Raw genomic sequence first — 17229 nt, 5'->3', positions numbered from 1 at the left:
AGTCGTCACCACCAATACTTGCGTGACTTTTTCGCAATCCTTGCGAATTGTAACAGGTGATTTTTGTACCTTTCGCGCGGCCTCCCAAGGGTGTTAGCCAAGTGGACAAGGGAGACTGCGATGACCCTACGCCATATTGACCATACCGCAATGACTGCCGCCGGATTGAACCTGATCCAGCAAGCCCTGTCGATGTATGACAGCGACTTGCGGCTGGCGGTGTGCAATCGGCGGTTTTCAGAGATGTTCAACCTGCCTGCGGAATTATCGACGCCGGGGGCGACATTCCAAGACACCATCCGTTTTTTGGTGGCGCGCGGCGAATACGGCGAGGTCGATGATTTCAATGAAGCCGTTGCCGCACGTGTTGAGGCGGCGCGCACGTTTCAACCGCATTATATGGAACGGTTGCGCCCGAATGGCCGCTGGATTTCGGTCGAGGGTGCGCCGCTGGCCACGGGGGGGTGGGTAACGGTTTACACCGACATCACCGAGATCAAGATGCAAGAAGGGTTGCTGCGGGCGCGGTCTGAGGAATTGTCCGAGCAGGTTTTGGCCAATGCTGAACGCCTGTCACAGGCTAACCGCCAACTGGCCGCAACAAATGCCGCACTGGAAGAGACTAAGCGCGAGCTGACCGAGATGGAGGCGCGCACCCGTTTGACCACCGAAATGATGCCCGCCCATATTGCCCATGTGGGCCGCGATTTGCGCTATACCTACTCCAACCGCCGCTTGTCGTCAGTGATGCCGGGGCCGAAACGACCGCAGACCATTTTGGGGCTGACAGGGCGTGAGGCGTTGGGCGCGGCGGCGTTTTCGAAGATCGAGCCCTATTTGCTCCGCGCGCTGGACGGCGAGGCTTCGGTGTTTGAATTTGCCGATGAGGAAAGCGGGCGACGGATCCGCGCGGCCTTTACCCCCGATCAGACCAACGGTGGACCGATTGGCGGGGTGTATATTCTGTCGATGGATGTGACCGAGGAAGTACAGGCGCGGTCGGCCCTGATGCAGACCCGCAAGCGCGAATTGGCGGCGCAACTGACCAGCGGGTTGGCGCATGATTTTGCCAATTTGCTGACGATTATTATGGGGTTGCAGGGCCGGTTGGAACGGATGGATCTGCCCGAAGACGCGCGGGATGTGGTCAAGGCAACCACGGCTGCGGCACGGCGGGGTGGGACATTGCTGGACCGGATTGCAGGGATTTCGGGCAAGCGGGAATTGCGGCCTGTGGTGACGGATATGCGGCAGTTTCTGGCTGATTTGTCGGTGTTGGCGGGGCCTATTTTGCCCGACCGGATCACGCTGTGGATGGCGCGCGAAGGGTTGGACGGCGCGCTGCGGCTGGATGCGGGGATGTTGCAAGACGCGCTGGTGAACCTGATTTTGAACGCGCGTGATGCGATGACTGGACGGGCCGGCAAGATCACCCTGACCGCGCGGGAATTGCGTGAAACATGGCTGGAAATTGTCGTCGAGGATGACGGGCCGGGGTTCAATTCTGTGGCGTTGGAGCGGGGGTTGGAGCCGTTTTTCACCACCAAGGGCGGCGAAGGGTCGGGGCTGGGGTTGGCCATGGTTTACGATCAGATCACGCTGGCGGGGGGCACGGTGCGGCTGGGCAACCGCGATACGGGCGGGGGCCGTGTGACGTTGCGCCTGCCGCTGCGCCCTGTGGTGGCGGGGGCCGAACCTGGGTTGGTTTTGCTGGTCGAGGACAGTGTTGAGATACGCGAAAACGTGCGCGAAATGCTGCGCAGCATGGGCCATTCGGTGATCGAGGCGGGCAGTGCCGACGAAGGCCTTGCGCTGGCCAATTTGCCGGGGATCGAGATTGTACTAAGCGATGTGTCCTTGCCCGGCACCTTGACGGGCGTGGATTTGCTGGAGCAACTGGCAGGGCGCGGGGCGCGGGGGTATTTGATGACCTCCCTGCCCGCAACGAACCCTTTGCGCGCGCGCGGTGCTGCGCAATTTCCGGTGCTGACGAAACCGTTTGACGAAGGCCAGCTTGCAGCCTTCCTGACCCGCGAGGTGATATGACAGTCAAGGCCCCCCTGATTGCAATTTTGGATGACGAGCCGGAAATCCGCCGGATGCTGCAAGATGCGTTGGAGGAAGCGGGGTTTCGCTGCGCCGCTTACGGTCGCGCGACCGAGTTTGAGGCGGCGCTGAACCGTGTGACGCCGGATGTGTGTTTGGTGGATTTGGGCTTGCCCGACCGTGACGGGTTGGCGGTGGTGCACCGTTTGGCGCTGGAATCGGGGGCGGCGATTATTATCATTTCGGGCCGTGCGCAGGTGCAAGATAGGGTGACGGGATTGGAGCTGGGCGCGGATGATTACATCATCAAACCCTTTGATCCTGCGGAAGTGGTGGCCCGCGTGCGCGCACGGCTGCGCAAGGGCCGCGGCGCGGCGGAACGGGTGGCGCAAGTGGCGCAGTTTGCCGGATGGACTGCATATTTCGACCGCTATGTGTTGGTCGACCAAAGCGGGGTGGAGGTACCGTTTTCCCATGCCGAGGGCGAGGTGTTACGCCTGTTTCTGGAGGCCCCGAAGCGGCTGATTTCACGCGCGCAAATGCAGACCAGTTTGGGCGGGGCGGCGGGCGAAAGTTTTGACCGCGCGATGGATGTGCGGATTTCACGGCTGCGCACCAAGCTGGGCGAGGACCCGAAAAACCCGTTGTTGATAAAAACGATTTACGGGGCAGGGTATATCTTTTTGGGCGATGTGGTTTGGGGGTAGTTTGGGCTTGCGCCGCGCGCCAAGCGGCGGCGGGGGCTGTCTGCCCCCGAAGCCACATTGCTGCGCAACGTGGCACCCCCGAGGATATTTTTGCCGAAAAGAAAGCGGGGGAGGGTCAACCTGTTACCGCCGTTAGGATATGGTTTGCGACAGAGATTGCGCGGCCGTGGAGGGTGGTGCCTGCGGGAAAGTTGGGTACGGACGTGGTGAAGCGGGCGGTGAAGCTGCTGTCGGATAGGATGATCTGGATCACGTCAAAACCGAACAGGGTTTTTGAGCGGGCGTATTGCGCTTTGTAGGCGGCTTCTTTGGCCGAGAATATGCGTTTTGCCAGCAGGGGGGCGTTGGAATTGCTGCGCAGCATTTCCTGTTCGGCGGGCAGCAGAACTGTGTCCCAAAGGTCGGGCGCAAGGGGGGTATCGGGTTCCAGATCGATACCGATCAGCATTGCGTCGCGTGTGACGGCGGCAAGGCACAGCGTGGCGCTGTGGGTGATGGAACCCGTGATACCTGTGGGCCAAACGGGCGCGCGGTCTGGCCCTTGGGGGATGGCTGCGGGATCGACGCCCAGCAGAGCAAAGGCCTGACGGGCCGCTGCGCGCCCTGCGGCAAATTCGCGAAGACGAGAGTCGACCGCGCCGCGCAGGGTTTCACCAAGCCAGAGCGGTTGGGCCGCCGCCGTAGGATCGCTTGTGGCCACGGCGACCGATGCGGGCAAGATGGCGCGCGCCGCCGCCGTGAGGGCCGCAAGCTGGGTCGCCAGACTGGGCATCAGCCCGCCGCCTGCCCTGCCCGCATCGCGCGCCGCCGGGCCATGGCATCGGCCCGTGCATCGGCGCGGTCGTTTGTCGGGGCATTTGTGGGAGTGGCGGTGGGCACGGCAGTGGATTGCGCGGGTTTTGTCGTTGCTGCGCCGTTGGTTTTCTCAATATGCGCCGCAAGTGTCTCTAGCACCGGAAAGCGGAAGATGTCGGTGATCGAGAGTTTTGCCGCCCCCAGTTCAGCGCGGATTTCGCGGTGCGCCTGCACGGCCAGCAAGGAATGCCCGCCGATTGCAAAGAAGTTGTCTTTGGTCCCTACTTTTGGCACGCCCAACACGCGTGACCACACGGCGGCAAGCGCCTCGGCCACGCCCTTGGGGGCGACATAGGCCTCCGACTGCGGGGCCACGGTGGCGGACGGCGCGGGCAGCGCCTTGCGGTCTACCTTGCGGTTCGGGGTTAGGGGGAAGACATCCAGCGTGACGAAATGCTGCGGGACCATATGGGCGGGCAAGGCCTGTTCCAACGCGGGGCGCAGGGTGGCCGCCGTGGCGGTGCCGCGTAGATAGGCGACAAGCCGCAGATCGCCGGGGGTATCTTCGCGTGCCATCACGACCGCTTGGGCCACGCCGGATTGGGATTCCAGCACCGTTTCTATTTCGCCCAGTTCGATCCGGTAGCCGCGCAATTTGACCTGATGGTCGGCGCGGCCAAGAAAATCAAGCCGCCCATCCGACCGCCAGCGCACGAGGTCGCCAGTGCGGTACATGCGGCCCGCATGGAAGGGGTTGGGCAGGAAGCGTTCTGCCGTCAGATCATCGCTCTGCCAATAGCCGCGCGTCACACCATCGCCGCCGATCCACAACTCGCCCGCCACGCCAAGCGGCACGGGGTTTTGCGCATCAGCCAGCACATAGACCTGCGTGTTGGCGATGGGGGTGCCGATGTTGACAACACCCTGCCCCGCTTTGGCGGTTTCGGTTGTGGACCAGATCGTGGTTTCCGTGGGGCCATACATGTTCTCAATGCGGGCCTTCGTGGCTTTGCCCAGATCTTCGACCAGTGCCGAGGGCAGCGCCTCGCCGCCCAGCATCAGGGTTTTCACGCCTGCAAGTGCTGCGCGGCTGTCATCGTTCATGGCGATCATCCGCGCCATCGACGGGGTGCATTGCAGATGCGTCACCTTATGGCGGATGAGTTGCGCGGCGATGGAATAATCATGCGCCTCCGGTCCCGATTGGTTGGAACGGCGCAGCACCTCGGCCAAGGGGTAAAGCCCTTCCATCACCGTTTCGGTCGCGATGCCATAATCGATCAGGCAGGCCACCTCGGTCACACCGATTTTCTTAAGGGATTCGACACGGGCAAGGCAGTCTTCGACCGTGCCGAACAGGCCCGAATCTTCAAAGTAGCGTTTGAAGGCGAAATCGAGGATGGCTTCGTTTTCCTCATCCGACAGGGATTGCAGATCAATCTGCATGGGGTTTTCGACGCCAACGGGTTTTTTGAACGCGGGAAAGGCCCAAGCGTATTGCTTGATCAGGCCCGCGGCAGAGCGCAGGTAATCCTTCATCGGTTCGCGCGCGACCTCACGTGCCAATTCACGGTCGCGGGCGATATAGGTGTGCAGCATCAAGGTAACGCTGAAATTGGCGGGGTCATGGCCCGCCTTGCGCAGGGCGTCATGGTAGAGTTTGATTTTATCGCCGACTTCCGTCACCGACTGGCCCAAAAGGTGGGTCAGGACGTTTGCACCGATTTCACCCGCCTCGATCCATGTGGCGGGGTTGCCTGCGGTTGTGACCCAGATGGGCAGCTCTTTGGACACGGGGCGCGGTTGGGTGATGACCGAATGGGTGCCCGTGGCGGTTGGGAATTTGACCGCCTCACCCCGCCACAAACGGCGCACTTGGTCGATGCTGTCAAACAGCGCCTTGCGATTGTTGGGCGGCGTGTTTTCGGGGCGCAACAGGAAATCATCGGGTTGCCAACCGGATGCCATGGCAAGGCCCGCGCGACCATTGGTAAGGTTGTCGATCACGCCCCATTCTTCGGCAATTCGCGCCGGATGGTGCAAGGGGGCCACGCAAGAGCCAGCCCGCACGCCGATGTTTTTGGTGACAGCCGCCACCGCCGCGCCTGTGACGGACGGGTTCGGATAGGGGCCGCCAAAGGCGTGGAAATGGCGTTCCGGTGTCCATACAGCACAAAAGCCATGGGCATCGGCGAACTTCGCACCTTCCAGCAGCATTTCATATTTCTTGGGGCCAGCACCGTCATCATTGCCCCAGTAATAAAGCGAAAATTCCATCCCTTGACCGGAGGTGATGGTGCCAGACGACACCAGCGCGCGGTTTTCATCAGAGGACAGCACCAGTTTAAAGCCGCGTGCAAGGGTCCAGAACAGTTCCAGCACGGAGATGTCAAAGGACAGCGAGGTAACGGCCAACCAGACAGAGCCTGTGGCGTGGTCAATGCGCTGGTCCATGCCTGCGAAAAAGTTGGCGACGTTGCGATGTTCGACCATCACGCCCTTTGGGCGGCCCGTGGAACCGGAGGTGTAGATCATATAGGCAAGGTCAGCCGAGGTGACACCACTGTCGGGATTGGTATCCGGTGCCTGCGCCATGCGGGGATCGGTGTCTATGCACAGGGTTTGCGCGGTCCCTGTGGGCAGGGTGTCCAACAGCGCGGATTGGGTAACGATTACGGGTGCAGCGCTGTCACTTATAAACAGCGCGATACGGTCGGCGGGATAGGCGGGGTCCATTGGCACATAGGCGCCGCCCGCCTTTTGGATTGCCAGCGCGCCGATCAGCAGATCAAGCGAACGGGTGGCGCAAAGGCCGGTCAGCGTGCCCGGTTTCACGCCGATGTCGGTCAGCACATGGGCTGCGCGGTTGGCACGTCGGTTCAGCTGCGCATAGGTCAGGGTTTTGCCTTCAAACACCACGGCGGGGGCATCGGGGGTTTTGGCGACTTGGATTTCAAACGCGCGGTGCACGGTCAGGGTTTTGTCATAGTCCGTGGCGGTCGCGTTGAACTGGTTCAAGATCAGGTCACGTTCGGCCTCGGGCAAGATGGGAAGGTCGGCGCAAGGAGTTTGCGGGGCGGCGCTGGCCAAGGCGTTTGTCAGCGTGGCAAGGCGTGCGGCAAAGGCTTGGGCATCGGCTTGAGTGATGCGGGCAGCGTCGAAATGCAGGGTATTGGCGGTCAGGGTGATCGCAGTGCCGCGTACGGGGCCATCCGTTGACAGCGCAATTGCGGGGGTTTGCAACGCGGCCAGCGCAGGATCGCGGCGCGGCAGGTCAACGGCGAAACCGAGGGCCGATTGGGCGGCGGCAAGGGCCGTGGCAAAGGCGGATTGCGCCTGTTCAACGGTGCCGCTGGCGTCCAGATGCAGCGGTGTCCAGCCGGAAAGGTAGGGCGAATGCTGCGCAGCATTTACCGCCAGATCAACCGTGCCCTGCCCCAAGGCACGGGCCACACCCAGTGCGAGGGCGAACAGATCGGCGGATTGGGCAAGTGGCAGGCTGTGCCAGTCAGGCGTGCCATTGGTTTTGGTTTGGGCCAAGTCAAGCGGGGTAATCGCGGCCAAAGCGCGGCGCGCGGCCCCTTCAAACGGGGCAGCGGCGGCGATGGCATCGGTGATGGCTTGGCCATCCTCGGCAGGGCTGGGCAGGTGCGTGACATTCAAGGATTTCGGGCAAACAGGGGTGCCATCCAGCGCCATAAGGCCCGACAGATGCACGGCCCCTTTGGCGCAGGTCACGATCAATCCGGCCTCGGACGCTTCGGTCACGGTGCCGGCTGTGCCATCGCCTGCGGGGATCGCCTCGGCGGATGTGACGAGCAGGACGCGGCATGCCACGTCGATCTTTGGTATGGCTAGCGGATTGGCATAGCTGCCGTGATCCAAGGCGCGGACCATTGCCGCAACCTGTTCGGCAGTGTGGGTAAAATCCAACCGCGCGGCGGCGGCGGGCCTGTCGGCGCGGCGGTATTCGGTGCGTTTTGTCAGGTCTTGCGGCGTGCCTGCGGCGTTGGTTTCCAGTGCATCCAGTACGGCGGGAAAGCTGTTGATCGCGGCTTCAAAACATTTGGTGTTCAGGGTCAGCGCCGTGTCATTTGGTGCAATGTCAAACAGGCGCTGATCCAAAATCGCGCCTTCATCGACGCCTGCAACCATGCGGTGCCATGTGATGCCGTGCTGCGCCTCAAGGTTCAAAATTGCCCAGACAGGGGCATTCAAGCCCGCATAACGCGGCAAGGGACCATCGTGAAAGTTTACGGCTTGATCCGCCAGTGACAGCACAGCGTCAGGGATCACGTTCAGGTTTGCAATCGACAACAGCCAATCGACGCGCAGCCCCGCCAAACGGTCGGCCAGCCCACGATCTTGCGCCTCAACCCGCAGCCCTTTGCCGATGCCCCATGCACGCACATCGGGGTTGCGTGTAACCAGCGCCGCAATGGAATGTCCGCGCGCGAGCAATGCCTCGGCGCATTGGATGGTCAGGGATTCATTGCCGATAATCAGGGCGTTAGACATCATACTCTCCTTACCGCCAATCGGCGGGGGTCACGGTTTGGCCTGCGAAACGGCAGGGGCCAGTTTATGCTGCGGGCCACCGCCCAAAAAGGAACGGGCCGCGTGGGCGGTCAAATCCCGCAAGAAACACGGCGGATCGCCCCTGTCTTTGCGTTGAATCAACAACCGCAGCCGCCACAGGATAGACCCAAATATTAGCGACATTGTGGCAATCGCCGCATAAGGGCGGCCATGGGTTTTGGTAAAATAGTAAAGGCGGCTGTCAAACCAATAGGCGGGCATACGGCGCCATGTTTTCATGCCTGTGGAAACGGACCCAATGTGGGTGACGCTGCTGGTCCGGACGTAATCCACGGGAAAGCCCGCTGATGTGGCGCGGTGGCACAGCTCTGTTTCCTCAAAATAAAGGAAAAAGGTTTCGTCGAACAGACCGATTTCATCCAGCACATCGCGGCGCATCATCATGCTGGCCCCTGCCAGCCAATCGACGCGCGTTGTGGTGTCGGGGATAGGCTGTGCCACGATATGATCGGCCAAAAGGCGGCTGACGGGGCCAAAGCGGACCGAGGATTCAAATTCGCCAAGGATGGACGGAAAGCGAAAGGCGGTGCGGTGTGGGGCACCGTCATCGCCGTGAATGTAACTGCCCGCAAACCCCGTGATTGGGTTGGCATTCAGATGGTCATAAAGGGCGCGAATGGCACCCGCATCTGGGAAAGCATCCGAGTTCAGGATATAGACGTAATCGGGGCGCTGACCATTCGGCAGGCCCGCGCGGATGCCCACATTATTGCCCGCGCCAAAGCCGCCGTTATGGCCCGATTGGATAACCCGCACGGGGGGTTCGCCTTTGTCCCAGCCGCGCGCCGCAACCTCGGCCACCAGTTTTTCAAACGAACCGTCACCACTGTCATTATCGACGATCGTCAAGGCACCCGGAATGCCCTGCAACGCGTTCAGCGCCGATTGCGCCGATTGCAGGGTCATATCGGCGGTGCGCCAATTCAGGATTACCGTCAGCAGGGTTTTCATGGCTTACTCCGCCGCCTTATCAAGGCTGGTGATATAGGTCGCGGGTTCGGCATCTGCGATCACGCGGCGCAATTCTCCGGCCAACACGCGGACATTGGGTTCCAGCACCATACTATCGTGGTCGCCCGGCACCTCGATCACCTGCAAGGATGGGGCAAAACGCGTCAGGTCATTGTCAGGGAACACATATTCCTTGGCCGCACTGACCCATTTGCCGCCGCTGACCTGCCAATGCAAATCCAGCGGCGGGCGGAACAGGGCTGTGCGGCCCTTGTACAAAGGCAGCGGATATTGCGGCAAAGCGGCGCGGAAGGCCTGTTCAATGGCGGCGTTATGGAAGGCACCATCCGCATCGGCGGCAGGCGCATTGCGTTTGCGCATCTCCCAGTCCCAGCGCGCGCGGGCCCAATCGACCAAATAGCCCGGGCCGCGTTTGCGCAGCTCGGCCAGTTTTATCATGGCTTTGTCCGTGCCCGACAGGCTGGGGCGCAACGGCAATGGCGTGTCGAGAAGGGCAAGCAATGCAACCTCTTCGCCCGCTTTTTGCAGTTGCAGCGCCATTTCCCACGCGGTCAAGCCGCCACCCGAAAAGCCGCCCAGCAGATAGGGGCCATGCGGTTGGACTTGGCGCAGTTCCGCGATGTAATCAGCCGCCGCTTCGGGGATGGTATTGTGGGGCGGTTGGTCGCCATAAAGGCCGCGCGCCTGAAGGCCGTAAAACGGGCGTTCGCCGCCGATAAGCTGCGCAAGATGGCGCAGGTTCAACACGTTGCCAAACATGCCCGCCACAAGGAAGAACGGCGTTTTCGGCCCGCCTTCGCGTTCATGCATGGCGACCAGATGGGTGAAACGACGTTTCGGCGTTTTGGCCTCGGACACGGGTTTGTCGGCATCTTGCGGGCCGATGCGATCCTCGATCAGGTCTGCACAGGCGGCAATCGTCGGCGCCTCGAACAGCACCGAAATCGGGAAATCCACGCGGTAGGCTTTGCGCACCATCGCAAACAGGCGCACGGCGATCAGCGAATGGCCGCCCAGCGCGAAAAAGTCGTCGTTGATGCCAACCTGGCCCACGCCCAGCAGGTCTTGCCAAAATCCCGTCAGGGTCCGTTCAATATCATTGCGGGGTTCGGCATAGTCGCTATCCAGATCGGGGCGGGCAAAGGTTTGGCCTTGTTTCGGGGCCGCCTCGGTCTGGACCACTTGGGCAATAAGCGCGGGCAGATCCAGCGACGAGACGATGATTTGGGCTGTATCCAGTGACAGGGCACGGGCAAAGGCCTGCGCGCCTTCGTCGGGGCGGATGCCTTGCGACAAGGTATGGGCAAGCCGTTCCTCGGCAGGCGACAGCTGTTTTTGTGCGTCATCATCAAAGGTCAATTCGCGCGGATCGGGGGCAGTGAACGACAAAGCACCGTCCAAGCGCCGAATGGTAAAGCCGTGGATTTCGACACAAACCTTGCCCGATGGATCGGCCAGTGTCACATCAAACACCGCCGTGGCATCTGTGGCGCGGTTCGGGGCGGCATTGCGCACCCAAGAGGTAATGCGGGCCGGCAACGGCGCGTAAACGCGGACCGAAGCATAGGACATCGGCACCCACAAATGGTCCGGCGCATAGCCGTCAATTAGCCCCATCGCCCAGCCTGTCGCAAGGTCCATCAGCGCAGGGTGCAGCCGCCAAGGCCCGGCTTCGGATTGGAATTGCGCGGGCAAGGCGAGGTCCGCGATGCCTTCGCCCGTGCCATAAGCGCGGGACTTCAGCACCCGCCAGCGCGGGCCAAAGTTCAAATGCGCCTCTTGCGGGGACGCAAGGCCGGTGCCCGTTTCCGCAGGCCCACAACGGGCGGCGATCCCCGCGTCCAATTGCGGCACAAGGTCGGTCAATGGCAGCAGACGGGCTTGGGCATTCAACTGCCAGCCTGTGCGGCCCTTGGATTGCACGCCCGACCGCAGATCAAACCCGTAACCTTCATCCGTCGGCGTTAGGGTCGCGCGGATATCGGGCACATCGAGCGGGCGGAAAAAGTACAGGTCGCGAATTTCAAAGGCATCCATCCCGTCCTGCGCCATCGCCTCGGCGGCAATTTCCAGATAGCCGGTGCCGGGGATCAGCGCGTGGCCATCCTTGGTGCGGTGCCCGTCCAGCACCCAACGGTCCAGCCCGTAAGTGGCGGTAAAACGCCGATGCCCTTTGTCGTCAAACGTGGCCTCATCCAACATCGGCAGGCTTAGGGGCACGCGCGGGGCGGCGGCCCGTGTTCCCGTGCGATCCGCCAATGCTTCGGCTGCCATGCCAACATCAGCCCAGATGCCCCAGTTCAGCGCGGTCACTTTGGTTTTCCCACCGTGCCGCGACTGCGCATAGGCGTTCAGGTATTCATTCGCCGCGATATAATCGACCTGCCCTGCGGGGCCAGTGACGGTCGAGGTGGACGAAAACAGCACCAGCCGTTCAATCGCCCCATCGGGAAACACGTTTTCCAAAACGCGGGTGCCGTGGAGTTTTGGGGCAAACACTTCCTCGACCGCCGCGGGAGATTTGGCCAAAAGCGGGCCATCATCAATCACGCCAGCAGCATGGATGACCGTGTGGATTTTGCCAAAGGCTGTCGTTACCTGATCCGCCGCATCGCGCATGTCTTGCGCGTTGGTCACATCGGCGGTCAGTACCATCACATCGCCGCCAAGCGCCTCTAACCGCTGCAGCGCAAGGATACGGCGGCTGTTGGCATCGGTCGGGCTGTGCTTGGCCAAATAGGCGGGCCAATCGGCGCGGTCGGGCAAGGGCCTGCGTGCGATCAAGGCGATTTTGGCGCCATGATCGGTGATCAGCTTTTCCGCCAGCGTCAGGCCGATGCCGCCAAAGCCGCCGGTCAGCAGAACGGGTGCGCCCTTGGGCAGGGTCAGCTCGGTATCAGGCAGGGCCACGGATTTCACCCCACGCGCCAGCCGTTTCGCCCCTCGCAATGCGGCGGTGTGGTTGGCGGGCAGCGCCAGCAATTCATCCAGCACTTGCGGGATCAACGCGGCATGATCCGGCTTTCCTCGGCGCGGACGGGCGGGCAGTTGCAAGTCCAGCGTGGCGCAGGTCACCCCAGGCACTTCGCGCGGGATCACCATCATCGGGCCAGCGATGGTCGCCTTTTCAGGGTAGGCCAAACCTTCGCTGCGCACCTGCGCCGCACCGTTGGTGAAAACGGTGATATGGGGGGGGTGGGCAAGGTTTTCTTCGGCCAAGGCCTGGCCAAGGAACATCAGGGAATAGAACCCCTGTTCGATATTGCGATGGAAAAAGCTGGACCCCGGGCGGAAGTATTCCCCATCCGTCACCAACCAGAAATGCGCGATGCGGGTGGGCGTGTGGCCTTGCGCAATCAGGTCACGCAGCAGCGCGTCATAGCCGTCGCGCCCCCGTTCGGGCGACAGGCGGTAGCCGCCTTTGCCATCGGGACCATAGGCATCACCCGTACGGACGGGGATCACGCGGTGACCTGCCGCGATAAGGGGCGCAAAGGCCGCCTCGGCCAGACCGCCCACGTCCATGAACACAAGCCATGTTTGCGGCGTCACGCCGTCAAGCCCGCCTTCGATATCCACATCTGTCTCTACCGCGCGGGGCCGCCAATGGGGTTGCCAGCCCCAGTTTGCCACATCCTCTATCCGCATCGGCAGGTCGGGGGCAGCGGTTTGGGCCGCCTGCCCCGGTTCGATGAAATACTGTTTGCGCTGGAACGCATAGGTGGGCAGCGGCACGCGGTGGCGGGTCGCATCGCCCCAAATCGGGGTCCAATCCACATCGACCCCGCAGGCCCACAGTCGGCCAATCGTGGCGATGTGCCATTGGTCATCAGGGATCACTTGTTCGGGGTGGCGCAGCGCGGCGATGACTTGGGCGGCGGGTACACCATTTGCCTGTGCCAGCGACGACATCGCACGGCCCGGACCCATTTCCATGAACACACGGGAGGGCGATTTCAGCGTTTCCATACAGGCGGCGAAATTGACCGTGTTGCGCAGATGGGCGACCCAATAGTCGGGGCTGGTCGCCTGCACCACTGTCAGCTCCAAACCTGTCGTGTTGGAAATGATCGGCAGTTGCGGTGCGTGCAGCGGGATGGAGCGGAGATAATCGCCAAAATGCGCAAGGATCGGTTCCAGCATTTTGGAATGGGCGGCGATATCAATCGCGATGCGCTGGGTGTCCACGTCCTGCGCGGCAAGGGTTTCGGCAAGGGTTTTGAGGGCGGCATCGGGGCCAGAGACAACGCATAAGCCCGGCGCGTTGACCGATGCCATATCAAGGTTGTCCGTCAGCAGCGGGCGCACCTCGGTCACGTCCAGCGGGATAGACAGCATTCCGCCCGCCGGAACCGTATCAAACAAGGTGCCGCGCAGGTGGATCAGGCCGATGCAATCTTCAAAGCTGATAACCCCCGCCAAGCACGCAGCGGTATTTTCGCCCATCGAATGGCCGACCAGCGCCTGCGGCTGCACACCCCAGCTTTGGTACAGTTTTGCCAGCGCGTATTCGGTAATCATGATCAGCGGCAATTGGACCGACGGCTTTTTCAGCGCCTCATTCGCCGCCGCCTCGCCCCCCGTTTCGGGCAACCACAGTGCGCGGATATCATAGGTCAGTTTGGGTTGCAGGATGTCCAACCCACGGTCCATCCAATCGGCAAATTCAGGTTCGGTTTGATACAGATCGCGGGCCATGCCTGCGTATTGCGCGCCGCCACCGGGGAACATGAACACCACATCGGGGCTGCCCAAATGGTCATGGTTGAAAATGCGGCGGGGTTCTGTGTTTTCCAACAGATCGGCGGCCTGAGCATGGCTTTCGGCCACAACAATGCGGCGCTTTTCAAAGGCGCGGCGGCCGTGTTTCAATGTCCACGCCACATCGGCCAGCGGCTGTTCTGGGTGGGCACGCAAATGGGCGGCAAGGTTTTTGGCCTGCCCGTCGAGTGCGGATTTCGATTTGGCGGATAGGACCAGCAGTTGAAACGGCCAATCACTTTGCCCCGAAGGCGCGCGCGCGGGGGCTTCCTGCACCACCACATGCGCGTTGGTGCCGCCCACGCCCAGTGAATTGACGCCCGCGCGGCGCGGCCCTTTGCGGCGGGTCCAATCGGTCAGGCGGTCATTCACGCGAAACGGGCTGGTATCAAAATCAATCGCGGGATTGGGCGCGGTGTAGTTCAGGCTGGGGGGCATTTGGCCGTGATGCAGCGACAGGCTGGCCTTGATCAGGCTGGCCACACCTGCGGCGGTGTCCAGATGCCCGATGTTGGTTTTGACCGAGCCGATGCGGCAAAAGCCCACTTCATCCGTGGTTTCGGCAAAAGCCTCGGTCAAAGCGGCGACTTCAATCGGATCGCCAAGGAAAGTGCCCGTACCGTGACATTCGATGTAGTCAATCGTGTCGGCGGTCACGCCTGCAATCGCCTGCGCTTCGGCAATCGCGCGGGCTTGCCCGTCGACGGACGGGGCAAGGTAGCCTGCCTTGGCCGACCCGTCATTGTTGACCGCCGAGCCTTTGATAATCGCCCAGATATGATCGCCGTCGCGCACCGCATCGGCCGCGCGGCGCAGCACAACCACACCTGCACCAGAGCCGAAAACGGTGCCTTGGGCACTGGCATCGAACGCGTGGCAATGACCATCGGGCGACAGGATTTCCCCATCGTTGAAAATATAGCCCCGCCCTTGGGGTAGCTCGATTGTCACGCCGCCCGCCAGCGCCATGTCACATTCGCCCATCAGCAAGGCTTGGGATGCGTAATGCACGGCCACCAAGGATGTCGAACAGGCGGTTTGGACGTTGATTGACGGACCTTTGAGGTCAAAGATATGGCTGACGCGGGTGGACAGGAAATCCTTGTCGTTGCCCGTGTGGCGCAGCAGGAACATGCCAGTGTTTTCAACCAAGTCAGGGTTGGAACACAGGTTGAAGTAGAAATAGCTGCCCATGCCGCAGCCACCGTAAACGCCCACCGTGCCGGAGAAGGTTTCGGGCGGATGGCCTGCATCCTCCAGCGCCTCCCACGCGACCTCTAGGAACTGGCGGTGCTGGGGATCAAGGATCGCGGCCTCTTTTGGGGAAAAGCCGAAAAATTCGGCGTCGAAATGGTCGAAGTTATCCAAGGGCGCGCAGGCTGGCACATAATTGCGGTGGCGCAGGCGCGCGGGGGTTTCGCCATTGGCCAGCAATTCAGCCTCGGTCAGATGGCGAATGCTTTCCACGCCAGCGGCCAGATTGGACCAATATTGCGCAACAGTCGCCGCCCCCGGAAGATGCGCCGCCATGCCAACAATCGCGATATCATTGTCGCCGAGGTCCGTCTGGTTTGCCGCATCTGCCATAGCGCTTGCCTTTGGCCCTTTCCCTTGGTCAATCAACATTGGGCCATCAGGGTATTTGCCAATTAAGCCGCTTGATCCATTACGTTAAAACTAACGCAGATGGCGCGGTTTTCCTACCCGTCACAGCACCATTTGGCGATCAGTGCCCCAGCAGGGACAATGCCCCGGTGTTGCCACATTCTTGCCGCTTTGCCCGCCGAAACAAGGCAAACCCCACAGGGAATGGCCCGTATACTGGCGTGAAGGTTTGGCGATTGGCTGGGATATGGAAACAATAAAGCGGGTGAACCACAGGCCGCAATCCGAATCAACTTTAACAAAATCTGAATTACAAAACGGTTCGGGGGCCTGACCCTTGGGCCAAGCCGGCCTTCCATTTCGCCGCAGCATCGTGGCGGCGCTGGGTCGCCAGGCTTTCGGCATAGCCCATAAGCGCGCCTGCCATCAGCCATGTAAAGGGAATGAGGGTCGCGTTTGGCAACAGATCGGCAAGGTTGGCAGCATAGATCAGCGCAATAGTGCAAGCAAAAGGCGAAAACGCAGCCGACCGTTGCAACAGCGCCTCACGGCCCAAAAAAATCAGCGGCATGATCAGCAGGCCAAATTCACAGATATAGCCAAGCCAGCCATAGGTCCCCAAAACAATGATCCATTGCCCATCGGGAATGGTCAGAATGCGACCGTCAAAGGCGTCGAGGATCAGGTTCCGGCCATAGCCGCCCCAGCCGAAGTACGGCTTGAGCGCCGCGCGGGCCAGCAATTCCTCTTCGTTCATGATCCGGAAATTCAGGGACTGGTGGCGCTCAGGGCTGAGGGACAGCGCGTAATCAAGAATGATATCCAGCGGAATAAGCCCCGCGCCCCGCAGCAGCGGATAGGTGATGACAACGACGGCCAGCCCCGCCGCCAACAGCAACTGCCAGCGCCGGGGGGCAAAAAAAATAACTGGCGTCAGGCCCAGCGCATAGACCAACGGCCCCACGCTTTTGCACGTGTACAGAACAAGCGCGAGGTAAAGGAAAATCGCCAGTTGCTTTGGGCGATCCTGCGCCTCGCCCATGCGCAGAATGATCAGTGCAGACATCGCCGCCATCAGCGCAAAGAACGCAACCCACAGCCCATGCGGCATGAACACCATCGGGCGAAAGCCGCCCGCGCGCATGCTTTGCGAAAAATCATGCTGGAAAAAGCCGTAAACCCAGATGTTCAGCTGCGGCGAGATGCGCGATTCCAACAACATCGGCAAGGAATAGATCAGCCCTGCCGTGACCAAGGCCCCAACCATCACCTTTAGGGCGGCTTCGCTGCGCAGTAATTGCCGCGCCAGAAAGAACGGGATCAGCGCGATAAACTGATAGCTGATCGTTGCCACCGAGTCGTACATCCGCAAGGCCGGCACGTCTTGCATGACAATCGGGATCGGGTCTGTGTTGGTCAGGGCCGTGGCAAACGGGCTGACGACGTACAGAATAATCAGCACCCGCCCAATCAGGCTGCTTGGCAAAAAGCTGACCTTTTCGTGCAAAACCCAGACAGTCAGCCCCAAGGCGCACAGGTTGGCGATGGCAAACTTGTCCAGATCCGGCACAGCAGGCAGGTTGATATTAGCGATAGGCGGAAGGATCATATAGGCCGCAAGGATTGACCAGATCAGCGCCTTTTCACGTGGCAAGCGTCGAAACAGGGCTACCGCGATGATAGGCCAGATCAGCAGCATAATATAGGCAAGTGCGTTGGGCATCGCCGCAGTCTTTGTTCCTTG

Annotated in this window: 7 protein-coding genes; 2 read left to right on the top strand and 5 right to left on the bottom strand. The window is 61.3% G+C overall.

All coding sequences use genetic code 11. The features are described from left to right. The first annotated feature begins 120 nt into the window (after positions 1-120). Both G560_RS0100800 and G560_RS0100795 read left to right on the top strand, forming a co-directional pair. Entirely contained in the window at positions 121-2046 is a 1926-nt protein-coding gene (locus tag G560_RS0100800) for a PAS-domain containing protein (RefSeq protein WP_022702406.1), read from the top strand. Further along, entirely contained in the window at positions 2043-2753 is a 711-nt protein-coding gene (locus tag G560_RS0100795; protein WP_022702405.1) for a response regulator transcription factor, read from the top strand. The genes G560_RS0100800 and G560_RS0100795 overlap by 4 nt, the downstream gene beginning before the upstream one ends. A gap of 115 nt (positions 2754-2868) precedes the next feature. Here the strand turns inward: G560_RS0100795 and G560_RS0100790 are convergent, their stop codons facing one another. The 5 genes from G560_RS0100790 to G560_RS18165 form a co-directional block, all read right to left on the bottom strand. Continuing rightward, positions 2869-3525, bottom strand: coding sequence for a 4'-phosphopantetheinyl transferase family protein (locus G560_RS0100790; protein ID WP_022702404.1), 657 nt, complete (start codon positions 3523-3525; stop codon positions 2869-2871). Further along, on the bottom strand, positions 3525-8066 hold the full coding sequence (locus G560_RS0100785) for a MupA/Atu3671 family FMN-dependent luciferase-like monooxygenase (RefSeq protein WP_050525162.1): 4542 nt from the start codon (positions 8064-8066) through the stop codon (positions 3525-3527). Before G560_RS0100785 ends, G560_RS0100790 begins: the two co-directional genes overlap by 1 nt. A gap of 30 nt (positions 8067-8096) precedes the next feature. Further along, positions 8097-9098 carry a glycosyltransferase family 2 protein gene (locus tag G560_RS18175; RefSeq protein WP_022702402.1) on the bottom strand — a complete coding sequence of 334 codons (1002 nt, stop codon included), beginning with the start codon at positions 9096-9098 and terminating at the stop codon, positions 8097-8099. Between the two features lie 3 nt (positions 9099-9101). After that, on the bottom strand, positions 9102-15467 hold the full coding sequence (locus G560_RS18170; protein WP_033419184.1) for a type I polyketide synthase: 6366 nt from the start codon (positions 15465-15467) through the stop codon (positions 9102-9104). Between the two features lie 328 nt (positions 15468-15795). Beyond that, complete coding sequence (locus G560_RS18165) at positions 15796-17208, bottom strand: membrane protein (RefSeq protein ID WP_022702400.1); 1413 nt, start codon at positions 17206-17208, stop codon at positions 15796-15798. Positions 17209-17229: the final 21 nt, after the last annotated feature.

It is taken from the genome of Pseudorhodobacter ferrugineus DSM 5888 (genome assembly GCF_000420745.1).
GTDB lineage: Bacteria > Pseudomonadota > Alphaproteobacteria > Rhodobacterales > Rhodobacteraceae > Pseudorhodobacter > Pseudorhodobacter ferrugineus.
The sequence above is the reverse complement of the archived record's forward strand: the minus strand, read 5'-3'. Positions and strand labels throughout refer to the sequence as shown.